The organism is Rhodococcus sp. NPDC060176 (assembly GCF_042728675.1).
GTDB lineage: Bacteria > Actinomycetota > Actinomycetes > Mycobacteriales > Mycobacteriaceae > Rhodococcus_F.
Map to the genome: position 1 here is coordinate 265916 of NZ_JBHWYS010000005.1, position 23239 is coordinate 289154.

The following is a 23239-nucleotide window of genomic DNA, read 5'->3' on the forward strand; positions in this document are numbered from 1 at the left end:
GATGACTACTCTCGCCGAAGATCGCCGTGAGGAATTCAAGAAGAACATCGCAGAGTTGAAGCTGGACAAGAAGCAGGCAGGCGGCGACGCGGCGACTCGCATCGCCGGCCTGGTGCTCATGGTCGTTGGAGTGGTCGGCGCCTTCGTCGTCTACATCTCCTCGCTGACGCTCTCGGACCTGCGTGATCTGGTGTCGTACCAGATCCTCACCGTGGTTTTCCTCGCCCTGACGGTGGTCGGCGCTGCGCTCTTCCTGGCCGCATCGGTGGCAAAGGTGCTGCGGCTGTGGTTGGTTCGCCAACTGCTCGAAGGTCAGGCCCAGACCGATCAGATCTCGCAGGCGTTGAGCACGCGCAACTGATCCCTGGGAAGAACCGAAAGATGCCCGCCACGAAAGTCGTGGCGGGCATCTGTCACTGCTCGGCTACAGCTGTGTCTCGACTACGCGGACGGTGGCCGGGAATCGCGTCGGATGGGATGGTTCTCCGGGATCTGCACCATCACGATCGGTGTCCCGTCCGGGTCGGCAATCCACATCTCGTGTAGACCCCACGGTTCCTGTCTTGCCTCGCGCGCGATCTTGACCCCGGCGAGAACCAGTTCGGTCTGAGCGGCAGTGAGGTCACGGACCTGCAGCCAGATCGCGCCGCGAAACCCACCCTCGCCGGTGCCGCCGTGTGCGGCGACTTCGATCAGCCCTTGGCCGGCGAAGAAGACTGTGCCGCCTGGATATTCACGAGCGATCGCCAGACCGAGGGTGTCTCGGTAGAAGCTCAGCGTCCGTTCGTACTCGCTCGGGCGCAATATCGTACGGCTACTCAGAATCTCCACGTCCGGCCTCCCGTCTCACACCTACTGTCTCAGAAGTACCAGGGATATGGTGACCAATCGGGATCGCGCTTCTCGAGGAACGAGTCGCGACCCTCGACGGCCTCGTCGGTCATGTACGCCAAACGTGTTGCCTCACCGGCGAACAACTGCTGACCGACCAACCCGTCGTCCTGCAGGTTGAACGCGTACTTGAGCATCCGCTGCGCCTGCGGCGACTTACCGTTGATCTTGCCGGCCCAGTCGATCGCGACGTTCTCGAGTTCCGCGTGGTCGACAACCTTGTTGACGGCGCCCATCTGATGCATTTCCTCGGCGGTGTACGTCTCACCCAGGAAGAAGATCTCGCGGGCGAACTTCTGGCCCACCATCTTTGCCAGGTAGGCGCTGCCATAGCCGCCGTCGAAGCTTCCGACGTCGGCGTCGGTCTGCTTGAAGCGAGCATGCTCGCGGCTCGCGAGCGTCAGGTCGCACACCACGTGCAGGCTGTGGCCGCCGCCCGCAGCCCAGCCGTTGACCAGGCAGATGACTACCTTCGGCATGAAGCGGATCAGGCGCTGAACCTCGAGGATGTGCAGGCGTCCCGCGCGTGCCTTGTCGACGGTGTCCGCTGTTTCACCTTCGGCATACTGGTAGCCGTTGCGGCCACGGATGCGCTGGTCGCCGCCCGAGCAGAACGCCCAGCCGCCGTCCTTCTCGCTCGGTCCGTTGCCGGTAAGCAGCACCGCTCCCACGTCGGAGGTCATGCGGGCGTGATCGAGGGCCCGGTACAACTCGTCGACGGTGTGCGGGCGGAACGCATTACGTACTTCCGGTCGGTCGAAGGCAACGCGAACGGTGCCTTGGCTGACGTGCCGGTGGTAGGTGATGTCGGTGAGGTTCTCGAATCCGGGGACAGGGCGCCAGAGCTGCGGGTTGAAGGTCACCTGAGCCACGATAGAGGCACGCCTCGCGCGTCTAACGGATACCTGAGGTAGAACACGTTCCCGGGCGCGCTAACGTGCAGGTCATGAGCGAACAAACCGCAGACGGCACGGAGATCGTCACAGACGGTGAGAACCGGGGCGGATTTCCGCGGTTCCGGCACACTCCCGCAGGTCCGGACTTCGGCCGCTTCGTCGAGGCAATGCGCAGGTTGCAGGACCTTGCGGTCTCGACCAACGTGCCTGACGACGTACTCGCAGACATCGCTACACAGGCTGAGGAGCTTGCCGATCGGTTGACGCCGTACGAGGTCCCGGAAGGCAAGTCGCCCGCGGGTTCCAACATTCAACTGCCCGGTCGCGGCAGCCTCCTCATGCTCCCGTGGATGGTGGAGAAGTTCGACACCGAAGGGGTCCGCAGTACCGGCGTCTTCCGCCGCTACCACCTGGGCGGCAACGGCGCCGCTCACGGCGGCGTACTGCCGCTGCTGTTCGACGACGTCTTCGGGATGACGGTCCACGCGGGTGGCCGTCCGATCTCCCGCACCGGCTACCTCCACATCAACTACCGCGCCATCACTCCGCTCAACCAACAACTGGTGATCGAGGGGAAGGTGGATCGGGTCGAGGGTCGCAAGACTTTCGTCAGTGCGCGCCTGACCGACCTCGACGGCAAGCTCCTCGCCGACGGTGAGGCGCTCATGATCGAACTGCTTCCGGGACAGCCCTGACATGTTCCCCTCGTTCGACGATCTGATCTCGGACGCCGTGGTGCTCGCGCTGCCGATGCGAGTTCGCTTTCGCGGCATCACGACTCGTGAGGCGCTGCTCGTTCGTGGCCCAGCCGGGTGGGGAGAATTCGCCCCGTTCGTCGAGTACGACGACGAAGAGGCGTCGCAGTGGCTGCTCGCAGGTATCGAAGCGGCGTGGCTGGGTCCGCCGCCGGCACTTCGTCACGCGGTTCCCGTCAACGCGACCGTGCCGGCGATCGACGCGTCTGCCGTTCCGGAATTGTTGGAGCGCTTCCCCGGGGCCCGGACCGCCAAGATCAAGGTCGCCGAGAAGGGGCAGTCGCTGGCGCAGGACGTCGCTCGGGTGAACGAGGTGCGTCGGCACATCCCGAACGTGCGCGTCGACGCCAACGGCGGGTGGAATGTGGACGAGGCGATCACGGCTTTGCGTGCGATCACCGAGGACGGTGACCTCGAATACGCCGAGCAGCCGTGTGCCAGCGTCGAGGAACTTGTCAGGGTTCGCGCCGCGGGGACCGGTGTGCGGATCGCTGCTGACGAGAGCATTCGCCGTGCCGAGGACCCGCTGCGCGTCGTACGAGCCGGGGGAGCGGACGTAGCCGTCGTAAAGGTGCCGCCGCTGGGCGGAATGCGTGCTGTGGTGGCGCTGTCGGCGCAGCTGGCGGACTACGGGGTGCCGGTAGTGGTCTCGAGTGCGCTGGACACGGCTGTGGGGATGTCAGCGGGGCTGGCTGCCGCGGCAGCCTTGCCTTCGCTTCCGTTTGCCTGCGGCCTCGGCACCGGCGGCCTGTTCGTCCGGGATGTCGCGGTCACCGGGGCAGCCGTCGACGGCGCTTTGTCCGTTGGCGCGGTCGAGCCCGACCCCGTTCTACTCGAGACGCTGGCCGCGCCGGCGGACCGGCGCGACTGGTGGCTGGATCGTGCTCGGCGCTGCCATCGGATACTCGGCGGTAAGGACCTGCCGAATTTCGTATAGTCTCGGGCCCGACCTGATGAACATCAGTGAAGAATGAAGGGATCGAAAGTGGTTGCAGCTCTGAACGAAACCCTGCTCGAGGAATCACGGGTTCCCGCGGTCGTCGCGGACGTGCAGACCTTGATCGACGCAGAGGTTTCGGATAAGTCGGGGGCCTCAGGGCTGGCTCTCAAGGGTGGCTACGGCGCGGTCAAGAAGGTGAGCCCGTCCATCGTGCCGGACGCCGTCACCGCGCTTCTGCCGGCTTTCGTGGCAAAGCTCGAGCCGTACTGGCAGGACTTCTCGGCTTCCGGTGAAGGCAGCTTCGCCGATTTCATCAGCGCCCGCGGTGACGCGGTTGCCGATTCCCTCCTCGAGGTGACGGACGAGCGTATCGACGGCAGCGACAAGGCCGTCGTCAAGTCGATGTACTCGAAGCTGCGCGGTTCGGCCAAGAAGCATGTGACTGCAGCTCTGCCCCGTCTGGGCGAGCTGATCCAGAAGCACGCTGCCTAAGCGAACGTAAAACAACGAGCGGCCCGGGAGTTTCTCCCGGGCCGCTCGTCGTTTTCGATGCGTTTGTCAGTGAGCCGAATGGCCGTGGCGCCAGAAGCCGGTGAAGGTGATGTCGGTTTTGGCGAACTTCCGGTCGTTCACCAGGTGCCGACGCAGCCCGGTGGTAAGTGCCTGTTCGCCGGCGACAAACGTGTACGACGGCCCCTCGGGCAGTTTGGCATCGAGGACGGTCTCGAGGGTAAGAACACCCGGCGTTGCGTGTTCGTCCTCGCGAACGAGCCAATGCACGTTGACGTTCGCCAGCTCCGGAATGTCTTGCTTGTCTTCGATGTTCGGAATCTCGACGAAGACCTCGGCACGCAGGTCTGCGGGCGCGGATTCCAGAATGCCGATGATCGCGGGAAGTGCACTTTCGTCGCCGACGAGCAGTTGCCACTTGGCCTCGGGTGTGGGGTTGTAGATGCACCCCTCGTCCAGGAGGGCGACCTTGTCGCCGGCCGACGCGGTGTCCGCCCACGCGGATGCCGGGCCGATGTCCCCGTGGTAAGCGAAGTCGATGTCGATCTCCGTGGTCTCGCCGAAGAGGCCTGATCCGGCCGCGCGATAGGCGCGAATCGTGTAGTTGCGCACGACAGGTCGCGTGTCCTTGGACATCAACAGATACTGCGCGTACCAGAGATTGCTTGCCGCGCTCGGCAACCGGAGTTCACTCTGACCGAGTTGCGGGATGAACATGCGGAACCACTGATCTGCACCCATCGGTGCGATGGTGGACAGTTCCTCGCCCGCAATGGTCACTCGGATGAAGCTCGGGCTGATTCGTTTGTTCGCCACGACCTGCGCCGACACGATGCTGCGTGAGGCCGGTTTCACGAACTTGGCGCGCTTGGCCATGACTGGTTGCTCCCTGATTAGCTGTTACTCATACCTAATCAGGTAACCCTAACCTGATTTACGGCCGGTGTGGAGTGGTGGGTCTGTCCTTTTCGACGACTTCGGGAGGAAGACCCCACTGCGCTCGGCCAAGTCGGCTCATCGGTGCGATTGCCGCGAAGTCCGGTAACCCGTCGTCGGCGACAGCCTCGGGACGCACAGCGACCGCCACCACATTTCCCATCACGACAAACGAATTACCGACCTCGATGACCTGGTGGAGCGTGCATTCGATGGCGATCGGGGAGTCGGCGACCCGGACCGGTCGAACCCGCTCGCTCGGTTCGCTGCGGATGTTCAACTCGAGAAATTCGTCGGCATCGGCGTCGTAGAAGGCCGAACTGGCGTTCACGACGTCCGCGAGAGGAGCCGTCGCGAGATTGACGACGAATTCGCCGGTCGCTTCGATGTTGCGCAGACTGTCCTTGCGCCCGACCGACGTGAACTGCACGATCGGCGGCGCCGAACTTGCCACGGTGAAGAAGCTGTACGGAGCCAGATTGCCGACGCCGTCGGCCGACACCGTGGACACCCACGCAATCGGCCGGGGGACCACCGAAGCGGTGAGTAACTGGTAGAACCGGCGGGGTTCGAGCTCGGCTGGATCGAAGAGTGTGCGCACCCACACATAATGCCGCTGTCCCCGCCCCTGGGCATGCTTGCGCCCGAACATCTGACACTCTTGAAGGTGTGAATCCGTCCACTGCACAAGCCACAGCCGTCGTCGACGAACTGGTTCGTGGTGGCGTGCGTGAAGTCGTGCTGTGTCCAGGCTCTCGCAACGCGCCCCTCGCATTTGCCCTACAGGCTGCCGACCTCGACGGCCGGTTGCGTCTGCACATGCGGATCGACGAGCGGACCGCAGGCTTTCTGGCACTCGGACTGGCAATCGCCGGGAAACGACCGGTCCCCATCGTGATGACCTCCGGGACCGCCGTCGCCAACCTCGGACCCGCTGTCCTCGAGGCCAACTACGCGCGAGTGCCGCTCGTCGTCCTGAGCGCGAACCGGCCGTACGAGATGCTCGGCACCGGCGCCAACCAGACCGTCGAACAGCTCGGGCTCTTCGGCAGTCAGGTCCGCGCAACCATCAGCCTGGGCCTGGCCGAAGACGATTCGACGCAGAACAGCCAGTGGCGCTCGGCAGTCTGCCGTGTGCTCGCCGCTGCCCGCGGAACCCGATCCGGAAACGCGGGCCCCGTGCATTTCGACATCCCGCTGCGTGAGCCGCTGGTGCCGGACGTGCACGTCCAGGGACCGGTTCCGGAAGGCCGTCCCGGCGGTGCGGCCTGGACCACCACGCAGAACGCGACGCTCGACGTTCCGGTCGATCTGGACCTCACCGCGGACACGGTGGTCATCTCCGGACACGGCAGTGCACTTCGGCCCGAGCTGGCCGGCCTGCCGACGGTGGCCGAGCCGACGGCTCCGATGCACGGGATCGCGCTGCATCCACTCGCTCTCTCTCAACTCAAGCCCAAGCAGGCGATCATCACCGGCCGCCCGACGCTGCATCGCCAGGTCTCGAAGGTGTTGGCCGACCCGAGCGTCGACGTCTACGCGCTGACAACCGGGCCGCGCTGGCCCGACGTGTCCGGCAACGTACTCGCCACCGGTACCAGGGCAGTGGTCACCGGAACGCCAGATCCCGCGTGGATCGCTCGGTGCGCCGCGCTGACCGAACACGCCGAAACTGCCGTGCGTAAGCAACTCGACGCCCACCCGAAGGCGACCGGCCTGCACGTCGCAGCGGCCGTGATGGATGCGCTGGTGGACGGTGACCAGCTTCTGCTCGGCGCGTCCAATCCCGTTCGCGACGCGGCCCTCGTGAGTTACCCCAAGCCCGCAGTGCGGGTGCTGTCCAACCGCGGTGTCGCAGGTATCGACGGCACCGTCTCGGCGGCGGTCGGTGCCGCGTTGGCGTACGACGGTGGCCGGACCGTCGCTCTCATGGGCGACCTGACATTCCTGCACGACGCGTCCGGACTGCTGATCGGGACCGGTGAGCCGAGGCCGAGCGACCTCACCATCGTCGTCGCCAACGACGACGGCGGCGGCATCTTCGAGCTCCTCGAACAAGGCGACCCGCAGTACGCGGGAGTCTTCGAGCGAGTCTTCGGAACTCCGCACGGCATGGACCTGGCCGCGCTCTGTGCGGCGTACCGCGTGCCACACGCAGCTGTCACCGTCGACGCCCTGGCCACGACGCTGGCACAACCAGCCAACGGGATCCGTGTTCTCGAGGTCGCGACAGATCGCAGTGGGCTGCGCGAACTCCACGCTTCCGTGCGGGCACAGCTGTGACGCAAACAGTTCTGCGTCGCTTCCGCATCGGCGTGCTGGTGGTTGCCGTCGGCATTTCGGTGCTCGCGGTCATCCTCGTCCTCGGAGCCTGGCGCAACGATCGGACCATCGAATCGAACATGGGGACCGCAACTGCCGAGGTGCTCTCGGCAGGCTCGCTTCGGTCGGCGATCAGCTTCGTGACACCGGACGGCGCAAATCACAACCCCGAACTCGGCGTGCTCTACCCCACCAATCTGACTGTGGGACAACGTATCGAGGTCGAGTACTCCAAGGCCGACCCCGATTTGGTCCGGGTGGCGGGACGCAACGCGACGGTGGCGCTGATCCCGGCCGGATCCGTGATCGTCGTGACGTGGCTCCTGGCTGGACCGTCGATCTGGTACCTGCGCAAGCGGGAAGCACAGGCAGCGGGTTCGGCGCCGGTCGCCTCGAGTTAGTTCGCGCTTCGCCCGAACTTCACACGAACATGACGTGGACTTTTCCTGGCCCTGTCACCGTTCTCGGTGTGAGAGTAGCCATCGTTGCGGAGTCATTCCTGCCCAACATGAACGGCGTCACCAACTCGGTACTACGCGTGCTCGAACACCTAGATCGCACTGGCCACGACGCCATGGTCATTGCGCCGGACACTGTCGGATCCGACACCTCTGCCGCCACCGAACACGAAGGTGTTCAGGTGGTTCGGGTGCCCGCCGTCATGGTGCCCAAAGTCAGTTCACTCCCCGTCGGCCTGCCACAACCACGTCTGACGACGGCCGTGCGGACCTTCGCGCCCGACGTCGTACATCTGGCGTCACCGTTCCTGCTCGGTGCCGGGGGAGTCGCCGTCGCCAAACGCCTCGGAATCCCCACCGTCGCGGTTTATCAGACCGATGTCGCTGGATTCGCCGAAAGCTACGGTCTCGGCGTCACCAGTCGCGCCGCATGGGCGTGGACCCGTCGAATCCACAAGAGCTGCAACAGGACCCTCGCGCCGTCCACCTCGGCGGTCGACGCCCTCGAAGAGCACGGCATTCCGCGCGTGCACCGGTGGGCTCGCGGCGTCGACGCACAACGATTCGCGCCTTCGCGTCGTAGCTCGGGGTTGCGCCAGTCCTGGATCGGCGACAGTGATCGGCTGGTGGTCGGCTTCGTCGGTCGCCTCGCGCCCGAAAAGCACGTCGAACGGTTGGCGGCGCTGGCCGGCGATCCCAGTGTGCAGATCGTCGTCGTCGGAGACGGCCCGGACCGCCAGAATCTGCAGCGACTGATGCCGGACGCGATCTTCACCGGACAACTCGGCGGTACCGCGCTTGCTGACGCTTACGCCAGCCTGGACGTGTTCGTTCACCCCGGCGAGCACGAGACCTTCTGCCAGGCGGTCCAGGAAGCGCTCGCGAGCGGTGTGCCCGTCGTCGGCCCGGACGCCGGTGGCCCCCGTGACCTGATCTCGCATTGCCGCAACGGCTACCTCCTGCCGACGGACAGGTTCACCGAACTCCTGCCCAGCGCCGTCGACGCACTTCGCCAGCGTGATCTGCGAGTGCAGTTCGGCTCCGCAGCGAGGCGCTCGGTGCTGCACCGCACCTGGCCGGCCATCTGCGAAGAGTTGCTCCGTCACTACGAGGACGTGCAGGGCCTCGGGCGGCGAACGGGTGCCAGAGCAGCCTGAACGCCCTCGCTGCCCGAGGGTTGGTAGCGTTTCGGGTGTGGCCACTACACACGGAACCCGAGCAACTCTCGAGAAGCAACCGCACGAAGTCGCGTCGATGTTCGACGACGTCGCGGAGCGGTACGACCTCACCAACACCGTGCTGTCCTTCGGCCAGGACAAGGGTTGGCGCAAGGCCACCCGCGAAGCCCTCGACCTGAAGCCGGGAGAGAAGGTGCTCGACCTCGCTGCCGGAACCGGTGTCTCGACCGTCGAACTGGGGCGCTCCGGGGCCTGGTGCGTCGCCACCGACTTCTCCAAGGGAATGCTCAAGGCGGGAATCTCGCGCAAAGTTCCGATGGTCGCAGGTGACGCGATGTACCTGCCGTACGCCGACAACGTTTTCGATGCCGCGACGATTTCCTTCGGCCTGCGCAACGTCTCCGACTTCGAGGCCGGACTTCGCGAGATCGCCCGGGTCACCAAGCCGGGCGGACGCCTCGTCGTCAGCGAGTTCTCGACGCCCGTCTTCGGGCCGTTCCGCACGGTCTACATGGAGTACCTCATGAAGGCGCTCCCGCAGGTCGCACGCACTGTCAGCAGCAACCCCGACGCCTACATCTACCTCGCCGAATCGATCCGCGCCTGGCCGACCCAGGAAGAGCTGGCACGCAAGATCGAGGCCGCCGGGTGGAAGAACGTCAAGTGGCGCAACCTCACCGGCGGCATCGTGGCGCTGCATTACGCCACTGCCTGACTGCTGTGCGCCTTTATTAACCCCCGGCGGTTAAGAAAGGCGCACAGCAGTTGCTCAACCGAACAGCGGCCGGGAGTCGATCTTTCTCGACGCGGCCCCTGACGCCCGCCAGGCCTTCGCCGTCAGATCGGCGTCGGCGTCGGTGACGAGGTTTCCCATCACCCGAACGGCGACCGTCATCAGTGCCCGTGAGCGCATCGCAATCGGACCCGACGCGGGCAGGAACTGCGGAACCGTCAGCAGTCCTGCGAGTCGGCGCGCGACCGAGAACGCCTGCCCGTAATGCTCCCGCAGCACCTTCGGCCACAGCTGCGTCAGATCGTCGGCGCCGAGCGCTTCGACCACCAAGCGTCCGCCTTCGAGGCCGTAGTCGATGCCCTCACCGTTGAGCGGGTTCACGCACGCTGCGGCGTCACCGATCACGGCCCAGTTGCGTCCGGCGATGTTGGAGACGGCGCCGCCCATGGGAAGCAAAGCCGAAGCGACGGAATGTATTTCGCTGCTCCACTGCCACTCGCTTCGGCGCTGATCGGTGTAGAGGTCGAGCAAAGGTCGCAGGGCACCTGGTGCCGGACGTTTGGACGTCGCCAGTGTCCCGACCCCGATGTTCACCTCGCCGGTACCGAGCGGGAAGATCCAGCCGTACCCCGCCTGCAACGTGCCCTCCGCGTCCCGCAGCTCCAGATGCGAGGTGATCCACGGGTCGGCGCTGCGCGGCGTCGCGACATACGCGCGTGCGGCGACGCCGTACGCGGTGTCCCGGTGCCACTGCCGTCCCAGCTTCTTGCCGAGCGTCGAGCGAACGCCGTCGGCGATGATCAGCGTCCGACAGCGAAGGGTGCTGCGTCCCGAGGGGCCGGCGAGTACGACGGCGGCTACTCGATCGCCGTCGAGTTCGACGTCCACTGCCTTGGTGCCCTCGACCATGACCGCGCCGGATTCGACGGCACACCGGCGAATGGCGTCGTCGAGTTCGGTGCGGGGGATCGCACTGCCGATCGGCGGGAACGACGTCCCCGGCCACTCGAGTTCGAGTTCTTGCCCGAAGCCGGACAACCGCAGGCCCTTGTTCGTCGTATGTGACCGAACCCACTCGCCGAGGCCGAGGAGATCCAGTTCGGCTACGGCGCGCGGAGTGAGTCCATCACCACAAGTCTTGTCTCGCGGGAAGACGGCAGCGTCCACCAGAACGACGTCTCGGCCGCTGCGGGCGGCCCATGCCGCGGCCGAAGAACCCGCGGGACCTGCGCCGATGACCACAATGTCGGTTTCGGTCGGAAGCGAATCGACGACGGGGGACTGCTCTTCTACGGACACACTCACATCTTCCCAGGCTCGCGATCGCCACCGTGGCGAGGCCGTCCCGAGTGCGAACCGCTAGGTTCACTACCGTGGGAACCGAGCCGTCACTGACGACAGGAATGGGTACTGACATCGTGAGCACCGAAAAGACTGCTGCCGACGCAACCGCATCGAGCACCGTCGTTGCAGGCATCGACCTGGGCGACGAACAGCTCGCCGCAGTGGTGCGTGGTGGACTCTCCGATGTCGAGGAGTTGTTGGTCAGCGAGCTGTCCGACGGCGAAGACTTCCTCACCGAGGCCGCGCTGCACCTCGCGCGAGCCGGTGGAAAGCGCTTCCGTCCGTTGTTCACGATCCTGACCGCGCAGCTCGGACCGGTGCCGAACGATCCGTCGATCATCACCGCAGCGACCGTCACCGAACTCGTTCACCTCGCGACGCTCTATCACGACGACGTCATGGACGAGGCGTCCATGCGCCGCGGGGCACCCAGCGCCAACGCCCGCTGGGGCAACAGCGTGGCGATCCTGGCCGGCGACTACTTGTTCGCGCACGCGTCACGACTGGTGTCGACGCTCGGACCCGAAGCAGTTCGGATCATCGCCGAAACCTTCGCCGAGCTGGTCACCGGCCAGATGCGCGAGACGATCGGCGTCAAGAAGGAGCAGGATCCGGTCGAGCACTACCTCAAGGTCGTGTGGGAGAAGACCGGTTCGCTGATCGCTGCCTCGGGACGCTTCGGCGGCACCTTCTCCGGCGCCGACGCAGCTCACATCGAGCGCCTCGAGCGCCTGGGTGATGCCGTCGGCACCGCGTTCCAGATCTCCGACGACATCATCGACATCTCGTCCGTCTCGGCGCAGTCCGGCAAGACGCCCGGCACCGACCTGCGTGAGGGCGTCCACACCCTGCCCGTCCTGTACGCATTCCGCGAAGAAGGGGCCGACGCAGATCGTCTGCGCGAGCTGCTCGCGGGTCCGGTAACCGAAGACGCCCTGGTAGAAGAAGCCCTCGAACTGCTCGAGCGTTCGCCGGGCATGGTCAAGGCGAAGGCAAAGCTGGGCGAGTACGCCGTCGCGGCCAAGGCTCAGTTGGCCGAACTGCCCCAGGGGCCTGCAAACGAAGCGCTGGTTCGTCTCGTGGACTACACGATCGAACGAGTCGGCTGACACCTCGACGAATCGGGGCTTCCGGGGGGAAACCCCGACGAGCTCTGGGTGGGAACCCTGATGGCCCTGTCCTTCGTTGACTGAACAGAACCGGTGCACACGCCGGGGAGTTCGGGTGAGCCTTCGGCTCCGGCGAGGCAAGAGGTGAGCGGTTTGCACGGCTACGCGAACGGTGCGAAGACATTCGGGTTGTTGGTGGGGATGTCGGCGCTGATCGTCTTCATCGGCTCGCTGTTCAACAGCCCGATGCTTCTGTGGGGATCCGTACTCTTTGCCGTCGGCATGAATGCATACCTGTACTTCAACAGCGACAAGCTGGCGCTTCGATCGATGCGCGCCCAGCCCATCACCGAGGTCGAGGCACCGGCGATCTACCGGATCGTGCGCGAACTCGCCACGACGGCGCACCAACCGATGCCCAGGCTGTACATCAGCCCCACGAACGCCCCGAACGCGTTTGCCACCGGTCGTAGCCCTCGGCACGCCGCGGTGTGCGTGACCAGCGGCATCATGCAGATCCTGAACGAACGCGAACTGCGTGCCGTGCTCGGGCACGAACTCTCTCACGTCTACAACCGGGACATTTTGATCTCGTCCGTGGCCGGCGCGATGGCCAGCGTCATCTCGGGCCTGGCCAACTTCGCCATGTACGCGAGCATCTTCGGTGGCCGAGGGAACGGGCAGGGAAGCAATCCGATCGCGCTGCTGCTCGTCTCCCTGCTGGGACCGATCGCGGCAACCGTGGTCAAGCTGGCCGTCTCGCGCTCTCGCGAGTACCAGGCGGATCAATCGGGAGCCGAGCTCACCGGTGACCCGCTGGCGTTGGCGTCGGCGCTGCGCAAGCTCGAGTCTGGCGTCGCAGCCGCGCCGTTGCCGCCTGAGCCCAAGCTCGCGGCGCAGTCCCACCTGATGATCGCCAACCCCTTCAGAGCGGGGGACAAGGTGAGCAAGCTGTTCTCGACGCATCCGCCCATGGCGGACCGGATCGAGCGGTTGGAGAAGATGGCGGGGATGTAGGGCCTTCGGCCCCTGTGCGCGGTCAGGTAGTCCCAGGACTCCTTAACCGCGCACAGGGGCGCAGCCCCTACTACCGGTAGTTCACGAACTGCAGGGCGATCCCGAAGTCCTCACCCTTGAGCAGGGAGATGACACCCTGGAGGTCGTCGCGCTTCTTGCTGCTCACCCGAAGCTCTTCACCCTGGATCTGCGCCTTGACGCCCTTGGGACCCTCGTCGCGGATCTTCTTGGTGATCTTCTTCGCGTTCTCGCTGGTGATGCCCTGGACCAAGGTTCCGGACAGCTTGTAGATCTTTCCGGACTGCGCCGGCTCGCCGGCATCGAATGCCTTCAGTGAGATGTCACGACGGATCAGCTTCTCCTTGAACACGTCGAGGGCGGCCAGCAGTCGCTCCTCGGTGTCGGCGTTCAACGTGATCGTCTCTTCACCAGACCACTCGATCGACGCTCCCGTGTTTCGGAAGTCGAAACGCGTGGTCAACTCCTTGGCAGCCTGATGCAGAGCGTTGTCCACCTCTTGACGGTCTACTTTGCTCACCACGTCGAAGGACGAATCAGCCACTTCACACTCCCGCTTTCCGGTAGTTCACGAACATCGAGTTCCGCCCACCTTCCATACCGGTGGACACCTCGACGTTATCGGGTCGGCACCGCCCGTTACCACCCGGTTTGCAAAATGGGGGTGTGTTCGTTGTATTCTTCTCACCGCACCGAGGAAGCCGTTTTCGGCCGCCGCACGTCGCGATATACTTGCGAATGCGCCGGATCGAAGCCTGGTGCAAGCACGGCAGATTGCCCGAGCGGCCAATGGGAGCGGACTGTAAATCCGTCGGCTTATGCCTACGTAGGTTCGAATCCTACATCTGCCACACCAAGTCAGCCCCGATTCTCTTTCCGAGAATCGGGGCTGACTTTTTTGTGCTTGTTCCGATGTCGACGGATGGCAGGTGACGCGTACCTGCTGCGGCTCGGGGAGGACTCCGGGGGAGTGCGGGGCCAAGTTGGTTCTCGCAAAGCCCTCGCCACAGGCCCCGATCGGTGCAAGAATGGGCTCCGGCACCATTTTTGCCCCGATGACCAGCGGATTTGGTGCTGGCGCTCGTTCGTGTGTAATCTTTCGGAGGCTTCAAGAGAGCGGCAACGCACTCCTGAGCCACGCCCCCTTAGCTCAGTCGGTAGAGCGTTTCCATGGTAAGGAAAAGGTCAACGGTTCGATTCCGTTAGGGGGCTCGCTGGATTGTGGTGCCGTGCTTTCCGCGCGACACTCGACACCGAGGCGGTGTAGCTCAGTTGGTAGAGCAAACGACTCATAATCGTTGCGTCGCCGGTTCAAGTCCGGTCACCGCTACACAATATGCATGATCCACCCTGATTGCTCGTAATCAGATACACCCGAAAGAAGGCATCCCGTGGCCTCCTCGACCGACGTTCGGCCCAAGATCACCTTGGCCTGCGAGGTATGCAAGCACCGCAACTACATCACCAAGAAGAATCGGCGCAACGACCCCGATCGCCTGGAGCTCAAGAAGTTCTGCCCCAACTGCGGAACCCACCAGTCGCACCGCGAGTCGAAGTAGTAAGTCCTTAACCGGACGACGATTTTCGCGGAAGACCCTCTCCGGGCCTGCGTCTTCGGGTCCTAGCTAGAAGAGAGTCTCACCGCGTGACAGATTTGCAAGAGAACCAGGCAGCGGCCGAGGTCCCTACGGACCCGGCCGCTCATGCCGTCCAGATGGTCGGTCATCACTATCGTGTCGAAGACTTCTACGAGGTCGGACGCGAGAAGGTGCGCGAGTTCGCTCGCGCCGTCCAGGACGCGCATCCCGCGCACTACGACGAGTCGGCAGCCAAAGGCCTCGGATACGACGGTCTGATCGCTCCCATCACTTTTGTCGCAATCGTGGGTGCCATTGCTCAGCGACGTCTGTTCGAAGAGATCGTCACTGGCTACGACTTGAGTCAGATTCTTCAGACCGATCAGCGTTTGGTGCTGCACAAGCCCATGCAGGTCGGTGACCGACTCTTCTGCGATGTCTTCCTGGATTCGTTCAGGCAGGCCGCAGGTAGCGACATCATCGTGACCAAGAACATCATCACCGATCAGAACGACGAGGCAGTTGTCACCACGTGGACAACGCTTGTCGCTCGAACCGGTGGGGAAGTGGACGAGAACATCGCCCACGCAGTCAAGGACGTGATGATGCATGTCGCTTCGTAAATTCTCCGACGTGAGTGTCGGCGAACTTCTCCCCGAGAAGTCCGTGACTCTGACACGCGGAAACCTCGCCAACTATGCCGGTGTCTCGGGAGATCCGAACCCGATTCACTTCAGCGACGAGGTTGCACGACTTGCCGGCTTGCCGGACGTGGTTGCGCACGGCATGCTCTCCATGGGCATCGGTGCCGGTTACGTCACCGAATGGCTGGGAGATCCGGGCGCAGTGACCGAGTACAACGTACGGTTCACGAGCCCGGTCATCGTGGCGGCCGACAAGGCTGCCGAGATCGATTTCACCGCCAAGGTGAAGTCGGTCGACGAAGAAAGCAAGACCGCAGTACTGGCAATCGTGGCCAAGTCCGAAGGTAAGAAGATCTTCGGTCGTGCCACTGCCACGGTCCGTCTAGCCTGATCGCAGGGCGGATTGTGTTTGTTCCGGGGCTTTGAAGTACACTGAGATTTCTGGGATTCCTCAGCGCTGCGCGCTGCCCTGAATGTTGCAAGGCATTCACCTCGGGTAGCGCGTATGTTGTGTGATCGCAGAACGGTTGATTCAGGCAGGGTCTACCTGTCGAGGTCAACCAAAGGGGCGTAGCTCAACTGGCAGAGCAGCGGTCTCCAAAACCGCAGGTTGCAGGTTCAAGTCCTGTCGCCCCTGCCCCCGGATGCCAGCGACTGAGAGGAACGACGTGAGCGAGGAGCGCGCCAAGCGCGACGCCGACACTTCGGATGCGGAGACTTCACCGTCTGCCGATTCGACCGGTGTCGACGACACTGCAGCTGACGCGACTACGCGTTCCGATCTGTCGCTGGACAAGGACGGTGCCGACGAGGCCCCCTCCGCATCCAGTGGGGTTTCCAACAAGCCGACCGGCAAGCGCGCTGCACGCGGCGCCTCGGTCAGCGCGTCCACCGTGAAGACTCCGGCACGGACGGCATCCCGGACATCATCGGCCAAGCCGACTGCAACGAACCCCGGCAAGAAGCCCAAGGCGAAGAAAGACAACATCTTCAAGCGCCTGCGCAAATTCTTCCGCGAGGTCATCGCAGAACTCCGTAAGGTCATCTGGCCGAACCGCAAGCAGATGATCACCTACACCAGCGTCGTGCTGACGTTCGTGGTCTTCATGGTCGCTTTCATCAGCGGCGTCGATATCGCTGTGATCAAGGGTGTCACCTGGCTGTTCGGCTGATCGCCGTAGCAGTCGGGCGTCTTTGCCTGCGAGCGCGACAAGACCCGACCCGGGTCCGAGTAACGAGAGGAAGCGAGTGCCCCAGTGAGCACCCCCGAGAACGACACGAATGAGGCTTTGGCCGAAGAGCGTGTTTCTGCCGAGGCGGCAGCCGAAGTAGACGTCGTGGTTGCCGAAGGCACCGATGCAGACGTTGCCGAAGGCACTGATGCAGACGCTGCAGCGACCGAGGACGTCATCTCCGACGATGCCGAGAACTCCGACGAGGCCGCTCCCGCCGCCGAACTCGAGGTCGAGGATCCCGTTGCCGAACTCAAGGCTGCGCTGCGCCGCGCCCCGGGTGACTGGTACGTCATCCACTCGTACGCCGGTTACGAGAACAAGGTCAAGACCAACCTCGAGACTCGCGTTCAGAACCTCGACGTCGGTGACTACATCTTCCAGGTGGAAGTTCCCACCGAAGAGGTCACCGAGATCAAGAACGGCCAGCGCAAGCAGGTCAACCGCAAGGTTCTGCCCGGATACATCCTCGTTCGCATGGAGCTCAACGACGAGTCGTGGGGCGCAGTGCGCAACACGCCTGGTGTCACCGGTTTTGTCGGTGCAACGTCGCGTCCCTCGCCGCTGACCCTCAACGAGGTCGTCAAGTTCCTGCTCCCGCAGCAGGAGCAGAAGAAGCAGCAGGCTGCAGCGGCCGCCGTCGCAGCAGGCGAGGCACCGTCCGAGTCCTTCGGCAAGCCCCTCATCGAGGTCGACTTCGAGGTCGGCGAGTCGGTCACCGTCATGGACGGTCCGTTCGCAACCCTTCCGGCCAGCATCAGCGAGGTCAACGGCGAGCAGCAGAAGCTCAAGGTTCTCGTGTCGATCTTCGGTCGTGAAACCCCGGTTGAGCTCAACTTCAACCAGGTCGCGAAGATCTGACCACCCCAAAACTTGCAATTTGTTCGACGCAAGACACACACCCAAGCTAGAAACTAGGAACTAGAGATGCCCCCAAAGAAGAAGAAGCTCGCCGGGCTCATCAAGCTGCAGATCCAGGCAGGTCAGGCTAACCCTGCACCTCCCGTGGGTCCCGCGCTCGGTCAGCACGGCGTGAACATCATGGAGTTCTGCAAGGCCTACAACGCGGCGACTGAGTCCCAGCGCGGCAATGTTGTGCCGGTCGAGATCTCGGTCTACGAAGACCGGACCTTCGATTTCAAGCTGAAGACCCCTCCCGCCGCCAAGCTGCTCCTCAAGGCAGCCGGCGTCGCCAAGGGCTCCGGCGAACCGCACAAGACCAAGGTTGCCTCGGTGACCATGGATCAGGTGCGCGAAATCGCGAAGACCAAGGCTGAAGACCTCAATGCCAATGACATCGAGCAGGCCGCGAAGATCATCGCCGGCACCGCTCGCTCCATGGGCATCACGGTCCAGGGCTAGTAGCCCGCTCCACAGCATTACGTGGGAGGGCCGGCCAGGCCCCGACCACAACTGAACCATTCACCACTGCACCAAGTAACTCACTGCAGTGATAAGTAAGGACAGAACAAATGGCAAAGCGCAGCAAGGCGTACCTCGCCGCCGCTGAGAAGATCGACGCAGACAAGCTCTACAGCCCGCTTCAGGCTGCAAAGCTCGCCAAGGAGACGTCGTCCACCAAGATGGATGCAACCGTTGAGGTTGCAGTTCGTCTGGGCGTCGACCCCCGTAAGGCTGACCAGATGGTCCGCGGAACGGTCAACCTGCCCCACGGCACCGGTAAGACCGCTCGCGTCATCGTGTTCGCTGTTGGCGAGAAGGCAGCAGAAGCAGAGGCTGCAGGCGCTGACGTAGTCGGTGCAGAAGACCTGATCGAGCGCATCCAGGGTGGATGGGTCGATTTCGACGCCGCAATCGCGACTCCTGATCAGATGGCCAAGGTCGGCCGCATCGCCCGTGTCCTCGGACCGCGTGGCCTGATGCCGAACCCGAAGACGGGCACCGTCACGGCGGATGTCACCAAGGCTGTCAACGACATCAAGGGCGGAAAGATCAACTTCCGCGTCGACAAGCAGGCCAACCTGCATTTCGTCATCGGCAAGGCATCGTTCGACGATGAGAAGCTGGTGGAGAACTACGGCGCAGCCCTGGACGAGATCCTGCGTGCGAAGCCCTCGTCGGCCAAGGGCCGCTACGTGAAGAAGATCACGGTCTCGACCACCACCGGTCCGGGCATCCCGGTGGATCCGAACCGTACTCGCAACCTCCTCGAGGATGCTGCAGACGCGTAAGCAGTCCGCATACGAACAAGAAGGCCGGCAGGGATCACTCCCTGCCGGCCTTCTTGTCTGTTTCGTGAGGGAGTGATCCCCGCCGGTGGTATCCGGTCCAGCGGTGGTATCGATCTAGCGATGGCATCATCGGGTGTATGCACGAAGCGTTCCAGTTCCTCGGAAATTTCTGGTGGCTGCTGTTCGTTTTCGGCGGCACCATCGGTGGGGCGCTGAAAGGTGTCGCGGTTGCCAACGAAAGGCGGATCGAGCGCCGGCAGGAGCGTTTCCGGCTCAAACAGCAGACCAAGGTCGCCATCGCGCAAGCCAACGCACAACATCACGCCGACGAAGACACGCAGCGTCGCGAGCTGGTGAAAGCCGTCGAGCAGCACGACGAAGTCGACGCAAGATGGTTCTCGTACGAGCTCGACCCGGTCACGCTGCTCGACACCCCGATGATGACGGACATGCGCGAGCCATTGACCGCCGATTTTCATCGAGCCAAATATCGTGCCGATCTCCTCCGACCAGGCAATCCGGAGACGATGATCGGTAACCAGCAGGCACAAACCGAGTACCGCGAGTCGGTGCACGCTTACGCGATCGCCTTCGAAATCGCGGAAGCGGAAGCCAAGCGCCGCCGACGCAGCGGCTTCACCCTCGACGAACAAGAACGCCTGGTACGAGCGCAGCGTCTGTTGCGACTGGCCATGGACGAGGGCGCGACGCCGCAGGAACGTCAGAGCGCTTACAGGAAGGCACACAAGGAACTCGACGGACTCCTTGTCTTGCCGGATCGTGCTCGGGCGGAGATCGAGCACAAGATCGCCAGGGCTATAGGTGCGTGAAGAAGCGGGGCGTGACGAACCCGATTTGGTTATGCAGCGAGCAGTCAGGTAGTCTTCGACGCGGAGTTCAGTGCTGGATATGAACTTCACCCCAAAATCATGTTCTACCCAAGACCGTTGGTGATTGCGCTCAGTGATGAGTGTGGTTGAAAGTCCGGGAGTGCCCGGCGGCCCACGTAGGTGAACGAGGTAGGGGGATAGCTTGATGTAGTGGTTCTACAGTTTGCCTGGTTGTGCACTGCTTTGCGTTGCATCGTTACGCTGATTCGTAAGCCTCTTCTTCATGTTTCCTCTGTACGCCCCGTGCGCTTGCGCCCGGGGCGTTTTGCATGTCGCGGGCTGTGTCTTCTCGGGTTCATCCCCGATGAGGTGCAGCGGTTCCTGAGTGGGACAACGACGCTCACGAGAGGAGGCGAAGTATGGCAAAGCCTGAGAAGGTTTCCGCAGTTGCGGAAATCACCGAGCAGTTCAAGGGTTCGACCGCCGCTGTGGTCACGGAATACCGTGGCCTTTCGGTTGGCAACATCACGACACTGCGACGCGCTCTCGGAGAAGGTGCCACCTACTCCGTCGCCAAGAACACCCTGGTCAAGCGTGCCGCCGCAGAGGCTGGCATCGAGGGCCTTGATGACCTGTTCGTTGGTCCGACCGCCATTGCATTCATCAAGGGCGAACCGGTCGACGCTGCGAAGGCTCTGAAGAACTTCGCTAAGGACAACAAGGCGCTCATCATCAAGGGCGGCTACATGGACGGCGCTGCGCTGTCCGTGGAAGAGGTCAACAAGATCGCGGATCTCGAATCCCGCGAAATCCTGTTGGCAAAGCTTGCCGGCGCGATGAAGGGCAACTTGGCAAAGGCCGCAGGCCTGTTCAATGCTCCCGCTTCGCAGTTTGCCCGTTTGGCTGCTGCACTGCAGGAGAAGAAGGCCGCAGAAGGCGGAGCCGCAGAGGCCCCCGCAGAGGCTGCCACCGAGGCTCCGGCCGAGGCCGAAGCCGAAAGCTGATCCGCACCCGCGCATCACTGCTATAACCCCGCCCGGTCGCGGATCAGCGACATGGGACTTACAGGAAGGACCGCCACAATGGCGAAGCTCAGCACCGAAGAGTTGTTGGACCAGTTCAAGGAGCTCACCCTCCTCGAGCTCTCGGAGTTCGTTAAGGCATTCGAGGAGACCTTCGAGGTCACCGCTGCTGCTCCCGTCGCCGTCGCCGCTGCAGGCGCACCGGCTGCCGGCGCAGAAGCTGCTGAAGAGCAGGACGAGTTCGACGTCGTCCTCGAGTCGGCTGGCGACAAGAAGATCCAGGTCATCAAGGTCGTCCGTGAGGTCGTTTCCGGCCTCGGCCTGAAGGAAGCCAAGGACCTCGTCGAGAGCGCTCCGAAGGCCATCCTCGAGAAGGTTGCCAAGGACGCCGCAGAGGCTGCCAAGGAAAAGCTCGAAGCTGCCGGCGCAAAGATCGTCATCAAGTAAGACGGTTTTCCCGCTGCTCTTCGCGAGTAGTAACGAAGAGGGCCACTCCCCACGGGGAGTGGCCCTCTTTTTTTGAACTTTTTTCGCGGGCGATATGTCGGAATCCATGCAGGTGGGAGGGGTGTCCGAACTAGGCTGTGACCTGAATTATGCTTCTTCCCTACTCGTTAGTAGTATTCGCAGTCACGGGTACCACTCCCATGCGATAGAGTGACCCAACCCACACGGGTGCATGCATGCAACGGACGTCGCGGAGGTAATGGTGGGAGTCGAGGTAGCGGTACAAGGACTGACAAAGTCTTTCGGGTCGCAGAGGATTTGGCAGGACGTGTCGTTGACACTTCCCGCGGGTGAGGTCAGTGCACTGCTCGGGCCTTCGGGTACCGGTAAGTCGGTGTTCCTGAAGTCCCTGATCGGACTGCTCCGCCCTGAACAAGGCTCCATCGTCATCGACGGCACGGACATCCTGCAGTGCTCCTCCAAGGAGCTCTACGAGATCCGCAAACTGTTCGGCGTTCTGTTCCAGGACGGCGCTCTGTTCGGCTCGATGAACTTGTACGACAACATCGCCTTCCCGCTTCGTGAGCACACCAAGAAGTCGGAATCCGATATCCGCAAGATCGTGATGGAGAAGTTGGACCTCACCGGTCTGGTCGGCGCCGAGGACAAGCTCCCCGGCGAGATCTCCGGCGGTATGCGCAAGCGTGCCGGTCTGGCGCGTGCACTCGTTCTCGATCCCGAGATCATCCTCGTCGACGAGCCGGACTCCGGTCTGGACCCGGTGCGTACGACGTACATCAGCCAGACCCTGATCGACATCAACGCGCAGTCCGACGCGACGATTCTGATCGTCTCGCACAACATCAACCTCGCGCGCACGGTGCCGGACAACATCGGCATGCTCTTCCGTCGCCAGTTGGTGATGTTCGGTCCTCGTGAGGTGCTTCTCACCTCGGACGAACCCGTCGTCAAGCAGTTCCTCAACGGAACGATGATCGGTCCGATCGGTATGTCGGAGGAGAAGGACGAGGCGCAGATGGCGCACGAGCAGGCGCTCGTCGACGCCGGTCACCACGCCGGTGGTGTCGACGACGTCGAGGGCATCGTGCCGCAGATGAAGGCCACCCCCGGAAACCCGGAGCGTCAGGCTGTTCGTCGTCGCCAGGAGCGCGTCCGCCAGATCATGCACACCCTCCCAGCTAACGCTCAGGCGGCAATTCAGGACAGCCTGGACGAGGTTGACGGAACTGGGCAGTACGATCCCCAGTACGCCGAAGCGAGCGGCTATCAGGGGGAGTGGAACGACAACTCGCAAGACACGCAGGTCATTCCTGCATACGAGGGCGATCCCTACGGAAACACGACACACGGGCAAGGGTAGGCATATCGGATGGGGGTTACCCGCAACTCGGTTCTGAGTCCGGTCAACGGAGCATTAACTCAGGCCGGAAACATCGTCGAACTGTTTGTCGACGTCGTTAGGAATACGTTCCGGCGTCCATTTCAGTTCCGTGAGTTCATCGAGCAGGCCTGGTTCATCGCCAGCGTGACGATTTTGCCGACGGCATTGGTAGCCATTCCTTTCGGCGCCGTCGTCTCACTGCAGACCGGTTCGCTGATCAAGCAGTTGGGTGCAGAATCGTTCACCGGCGCGGCCAGCGTCCTGGCGGTGATCCAGCAGGGTAGCCCTCTGGTGACAGCGTTGCTGGTCGCCGGTGCGGCCGGATCGGCCGTGACGGCCGACCTCGGTTCACGAACCATCCGCGAAGAGATCGACGCGATGGAAGTCCTCGGAATCAATCCGATTCAGCGCCTGGTGGTTCCGCGAGTACTCGCGATGGTGCTGATCGCTGTACTGCTCAACGGACTGGTGTCCGTGGTCGGTATCGCGGGCGGCTACTTCTTCAACGTGATCCTGCAGGGCGGTAACCCCGGTGCCTACATCTCGTCGTTCTCAGCTTTTGCGCAGCTACCGGACATTTGGAGCGGTGAGATCAAAGCCGCGGTGTTCGGTGTCATCGCAGGTGTGATCTCCGCGTACAAGGGACTTCACCCGTCCGGTGGCCCCAAGGGCGTCGGTGAGGCGGTGAACCAGGCCGTCGTCATCACGTTCCTGCTGTTGTTCTTCGCCAATCTGATTCTGACGATGGTGTACCTCCAGATCGTGCCGGCGAAGGGATCTTGACCT

At 63.3% G+C, this 23239-nt stretch carries 28 protein-coding genes and 4 tRNA genes; 26 read left to right on the top strand and 6 right to left on the bottom strand.

The genetic code is table 11. The features are described from left to right. Position 1: 1 nt before the first annotated feature. Positions 2-361 carry a hypothetical protein gene (locus tag ACFWEM_RS23775; protein ID WP_003942018.1) on the top strand — a complete coding sequence of 120 codons (360 nt, stop codon included), beginning with the start codon at positions 2-4 and terminating at the stop codon, positions 359-361. A gap of 80 nt (positions 362-441) precedes the next feature. Here ACFWEM_RS23775 and ACFWEM_RS23780 read toward each other — a convergent pair whose 3' ends face one another. Then, positions 442-831 (bottom strand): VOC family protein, encoded by a 390-nt coding sequence (locus ACFWEM_RS23780; protein WP_378537614.1) that lies wholly within the window; start codon positions 829-831, stop codon positions 442-444. Positions 832-860: 29 nt separating this feature from the next. Next, positions 861-1754, bottom strand: coding sequence for a 1,4-dihydroxy-2-naphthoyl-CoA synthase (locus ACFWEM_RS23785; RefSeq protein WP_378537616.1), 894 nt, complete (start codon positions 1752-1754; stop codon positions 861-863). An 83-nt stretch (positions 1755-1837) separates the two neighbouring features. Between ACFWEM_RS23785 and ACFWEM_RS23790 the strand changes: the two genes are divergently transcribed. From ACFWEM_RS23790 to ACFWEM_RS23800, 3 genes are read left to right on the top strand one after another with little or no spacing between them, the layout of a single operon-like run. After that, a complete protein-coding gene (locus ACFWEM_RS23790) occupies positions 1838-2482 on the top strand; it encodes a PaaI family thioesterase (protein WP_378537618.1) in 645 nt (214 codons plus the stop codon). A 1-nt stretch (position 2483) separates the two neighbouring features. Beyond that, entirely contained in the window at positions 2484-3479 is a 996-nt protein-coding gene (locus ACFWEM_RS23795) for an o-succinylbenzoate synthase (protein WP_378537620.1), read from the top strand. A gap of 48 nt (positions 3480-3527) precedes the next feature. Continuing rightward, positions 3528-3974 carry a DUF6918 family protein gene (locus ACFWEM_RS23800; protein WP_378447170.1) on the top strand — a complete coding sequence of 149 codons (447 nt, stop codon included), beginning with the start codon at positions 3528-3530 and terminating at the stop codon, positions 3972-3974. Positions 3975-4040: 66 nt separating this feature from the next. On the opposite strand, the gene ACFWEM_RS23805 is transcribed toward ACFWEM_RS23800, so the two are convergent. Beyond that, a complete protein-coding gene (locus ACFWEM_RS23805; RefSeq protein ID WP_378537623.1) occupies positions 4041-4868 on the bottom strand; it encodes a siderophore-interacting protein in 828 nt (275 codons plus the stop codon). A 58-nt stretch (positions 4869-4926) separates the two neighbouring features. Next, positions 4927-5529 (bottom strand): flavin reductase family protein, encoded by a 603-nt coding sequence (locus ACFWEM_RS23810; RefSeq protein ID WP_378537625.1) that lies wholly within the window; start codon positions 5527-5529, stop codon positions 4927-4929. A 68-nt stretch (positions 5530-5597) separates the two neighbouring features. Here ACFWEM_RS23810 and menD point away from each other — a divergent pair, with 68 nt between their 5' ends. The 4 genes from menD to ACFWEM_RS23830 all read left to right on the top strand — a co-directional run bounded on the left by menD (position 5598) and on the right by ACFWEM_RS23830 (position 9601). Then, the gene (gene menD, locus ACFWEM_RS23815; RefSeq protein ID WP_378537627.1) at positions 5598-7211 is read left to right on the top strand and encodes a 2-succinyl-5-enolpyruvyl-6-hydroxy-3-cyclohexene-1-carboxylic-acid synthase; all 1614 of its coding nucleotides are present in this window, start codon (positions 5598-5600) and stop codon (positions 7209-7211) included. Beyond that, positions 7208-7651 carry a DUF3592 domain-containing protein gene (locus tag ACFWEM_RS23820; RefSeq protein WP_378537630.1) on the top strand — a complete coding sequence of 148 codons (444 nt, stop codon included), beginning with the start codon at positions 7208-7210 and terminating at the stop codon, positions 7649-7651. The genes menD and ACFWEM_RS23820 overlap by 4 nt, the downstream gene beginning before the upstream one ends. A 68-nt stretch (positions 7652-7719) precedes the next feature. Next, the gene (locus ACFWEM_RS23825) at positions 7720-8865 is read left to right on the top strand and encodes a glycosyltransferase family 4 protein (RefSeq protein ID WP_378447175.1); all 1146 of its coding nucleotides are present in this window, start codon (positions 7720-7722) and stop codon (positions 8863-8865) included. A gap of 37 nt (positions 8866-8902) precedes the next feature. Then, positions 8903-9601 (top strand): demethylmenaquinone methyltransferase, encoded by a 699-nt coding sequence (locus ACFWEM_RS23830; RefSeq protein WP_378537632.1) that lies wholly within the window; start codon positions 8903-8905, stop codon positions 9599-9601. A gap of 54 nt (positions 9602-9655) precedes the next feature. On the opposite strand, the gene ACFWEM_RS23835 is transcribed toward ACFWEM_RS23830, so the two are convergent. After that, complete coding sequence (locus tag ACFWEM_RS23835) at positions 9656-10918, bottom strand: geranylgeranyl reductase family protein (RefSeq protein ID WP_378537634.1); 1263 nt, start codon at positions 10916-10918, stop codon at positions 9656-9658. A 104-nt stretch (positions 10919-11022) separates the two neighbouring features. Here ACFWEM_RS23835 and ACFWEM_RS23840 point away from each other — a divergent pair, with 104 nt between their 5' ends. Both ACFWEM_RS23840 and htpX read left to right on the top strand, forming a co-directional pair. Beyond that, the gene (locus ACFWEM_RS23840; RefSeq protein WP_037129929.1) at positions 11023-12072 is read left to right on the top strand and encodes a polyprenyl synthetase family protein; all 1050 of its coding nucleotides are present in this window, start codon (positions 11023-11025) and stop codon (positions 12070-12072) included. Between the two features lie 153 nt (positions 12073-12225). Next, on the top strand, positions 12226-13089 hold the full coding sequence (gene htpX, locus ACFWEM_RS23845; RefSeq protein WP_378537821.1) for a zinc metalloprotease HtpX: 864 nt from the start codon (positions 12226-12228) through the stop codon (positions 13087-13089). Positions 13090-13159: 70 nt separating this feature from the next. On the opposite strand, the gene ACFWEM_RS23850 is transcribed toward htpX, so the two are convergent. Continuing rightward, entirely contained in the window at positions 13160-13651 is a 492-nt protein-coding gene (locus tag ACFWEM_RS23850) for a YajQ family cyclic di-GMP-binding protein (protein WP_283305038.1), read from the bottom strand. A 224-nt stretch (positions 13652-13875) separates the two neighbouring features. Here ACFWEM_RS23850 and ACFWEM_RS23855 point away from each other — a divergent pair. The 16 genes from ACFWEM_RS23855 (at position 13876) to ACFWEM_RS23930 (ending at position 23236) form a co-directional block, all read left to right on the top strand. Then, positions 13876-13958: transfer RNA gene (locus tag ACFWEM_RS23855), tRNA-Tyr, on the top strand. A 288-nt stretch (positions 13959-14246) separates the two neighbouring features. Beyond that, positions 14247-14319, top strand: a tRNA-Thr gene (locus tag ACFWEM_RS23860). Positions 14320-14364: 45 nt separating this feature from the next. Continuing rightward, positions 14365-14437 (top strand) — tRNA-Met (locus ACFWEM_RS23865). 61 nt (positions 14438-14498) lie between these two features. Continuing rightward, positions 14499-14666 carry a 50S ribosomal protein L33 gene (rpmG, locus tag ACFWEM_RS23870; protein ID WP_003941903.1) on the top strand — a complete coding sequence of 56 codons (168 nt, stop codon included), beginning with the start codon at positions 14499-14501 and terminating at the stop codon, positions 14664-14666. Positions 14667-14752: 86 nt separating this feature from the next. Beyond that, complete coding sequence (gene hadA / locus ACFWEM_RS23875) at positions 14753-15307, top strand: (3R)-hydroxyacyl-ACP dehydratase subunit HadA (protein ID WP_019744315.1); 555 nt, start codon at positions 14753-14755, stop codon at positions 15305-15307. Further along, positions 15294-15719 carry a (3R)-hydroxyacyl-ACP dehydratase subunit HadB gene (gene hadB, locus ACFWEM_RS23880; protein WP_230812146.1) on the top strand — a complete coding sequence of 142 codons (426 nt, stop codon included), beginning with the start codon at positions 15294-15296 and terminating at the stop codon, positions 15717-15719. The genes hadA and hadB overlap by 14 nt, the downstream gene beginning before the upstream one ends. A gap of 173 nt (positions 15720-15892) precedes the next feature. Continuing rightward, positions 15893-15965: transfer RNA gene (locus ACFWEM_RS23885), tRNA-Trp, on the top strand. Between the two features lie 31 nt (positions 15966-15996). Continuing rightward, positions 15997-16500: a preprotein translocase subunit SecE gene (secE, locus tag ACFWEM_RS23890; RefSeq protein WP_378537637.1), complete on the top strand. Its 504-nt coding sequence runs from the start codon at positions 15997-15999 to the stop codon at positions 16498-16500. Between the two features lie 84 nt (positions 16501-16584). Next, the gene (gene nusG / locus ACFWEM_RS23895) at positions 16585-17421 is read left to right on the top strand and encodes a transcription termination/antitermination protein NusG (protein ID WP_003942049.1); all 837 of its coding nucleotides are present in this window, start codon (positions 16585-16587) and stop codon (positions 17419-17421) included. 66 nt (positions 17422-17487) lie between these two features. Then, the gene (rplK, locus tag ACFWEM_RS23900) at positions 17488-17922 is read left to right on the top strand and encodes a 50S ribosomal protein L11 (protein WP_003941896.1); all 435 of its coding nucleotides are present in this window, start codon (positions 17488-17490) and stop codon (positions 17920-17922) included. 110 nt (positions 17923-18032) lie between these two features. Beyond that, positions 18033-18752 (top strand): 50S ribosomal protein L1, encoded by a 720-nt coding sequence (gene rplA, locus ACFWEM_RS23905; RefSeq protein ID WP_003941982.1) that lies wholly within the window; start codon positions 18033-18035, stop codon positions 18750-18752. 137 nt (positions 18753-18889) lie between these two features. Beyond that, positions 18890-19582, top strand: a complete 693-nt coding sequence (locus ACFWEM_RS23910) for a hypothetical protein (protein ID WP_378537639.1) — start codon at positions 18890-18892, stop codon at positions 19580-19582. A gap of 419 nt (positions 19583-20001) precedes the next feature. Next, positions 20002-20586 carry a 50S ribosomal protein L10 gene (gene rplJ / locus ACFWEM_RS23915; protein ID WP_378447180.1) on the top strand — a complete coding sequence of 195 codons (585 nt, stop codon included), beginning with the start codon at positions 20002-20004 and terminating at the stop codon, positions 20584-20586. A 78-nt stretch (positions 20587-20664) separates the two neighbouring features. Further along, on the top strand, positions 20665-21051 hold the full coding sequence (rplL, locus tag ACFWEM_RS23920) for a 50S ribosomal protein L7/L12 (RefSeq protein WP_003941857.1): 387 nt from the start codon (positions 20665-20667) through the stop codon (positions 21049-21051). A gap of 259 nt (positions 21052-21310) precedes the next feature. Beyond that, positions 21311-22432 carry an ABC transporter ATP-binding protein gene (locus ACFWEM_RS23925; protein ID WP_007728450.1) on the top strand — a complete coding sequence of 374 codons (1122 nt, stop codon included), beginning with the start codon at positions 21311-21313 and terminating at the stop codon, positions 22430-22432. A 9-nt stretch (positions 22433-22441) separates the two neighbouring features. After that, positions 22442-23236, top strand: coding sequence for an ABC transporter permease (locus tag ACFWEM_RS23930; protein WP_003942038.1), 795 nt, complete (start codon positions 22442-22444; stop codon positions 23234-23236). Positions 23237-23239: the final 3 nt, after the last annotated feature.

Coding starts and splice junctions, on each gene's coding strand:
- ACFWEM_RS23775 (WP_003942018.1), top strand. CDS start 2: ATGACTACTCTCGCCGAAGATCGCCGTGAGGAATTCAAGAAGAACATC.
- ACFWEM_RS23790 (WP_378537618.1), top strand. CDS start 1,838: ATGAGCGAACAAACCGCAGACGGCACGGAGATCGTCACAGACGGTGAG.
- ACFWEM_RS23795 (WP_378537620.1), top strand. CDS start 2,484: ATGTTCCCCTCGTTCGACGATCTGATCTCGGACGCCGTGGTGCTCGCG.
- ACFWEM_RS23805 (WP_378537623.1), bottom strand. CDS start 4,868: ATGGCCAAGCGCGCCAAGTTCGTGAAACCGGCCTCACGCAGCATCGTG.
- ACFWEM_RS23840 (WP_037129929.1), top strand. CDS start 11,023: ATGGGTACTGACATCGTGAGCACCGAAAAGACTGCTGCCGACGCAACC.
- hadB (WP_230812146.1), top strand. CDS start 15,294: ATGTCGCTTCGTAAATTCTCCGACGTGAGTGTCGGCGAACTTCTCCCC.
- rplK (WP_003941896.1), top strand. CDS start 17,488: ATGCCCCCAAAGAAGAAGAAGCTCGCCGGGCTCATCAAGCTGCAGATC.
- rplA (WP_003941982.1), top strand. CDS start 18,033: ATGGCAAAGCGCAGCAAGGCGTACCTCGCCGCCGCTGAGAAGATCGAC.
- ACFWEM_RS23910 (WP_378537639.1), top strand. CDS start 18,890: ATGCACGAAGCGTTCCAGTTCCTCGGAAATTTCTGGTGGCTGCTGTTC.
- rplJ (WP_378447180.1), top strand. CDS start 20,002: ATGGCAAAGCCTGAGAAGGTTTCCGCAGTTGCGGAAATCACCGAGCAG.
- rplL (WP_003941857.1), top strand. CDS start 20,665: ATGGCGAAGCTCAGCACCGAAGAGTTGTTGGACCAGTTCAAGGAGCTC.
- ACFWEM_RS23925 (WP_007728450.1), top strand. CDS start 21,311: ATGGTGGGAGTCGAGGTAGCGGTACAAGGACTGACAAAGTCTTTCGGG.
- ACFWEM_RS23930 (WP_003942038.1), top strand. CDS start 22,442: ATGGGGGTTACCCGCAACTCGGTTCTGAGTCCGGTCAACGGAGCATTA.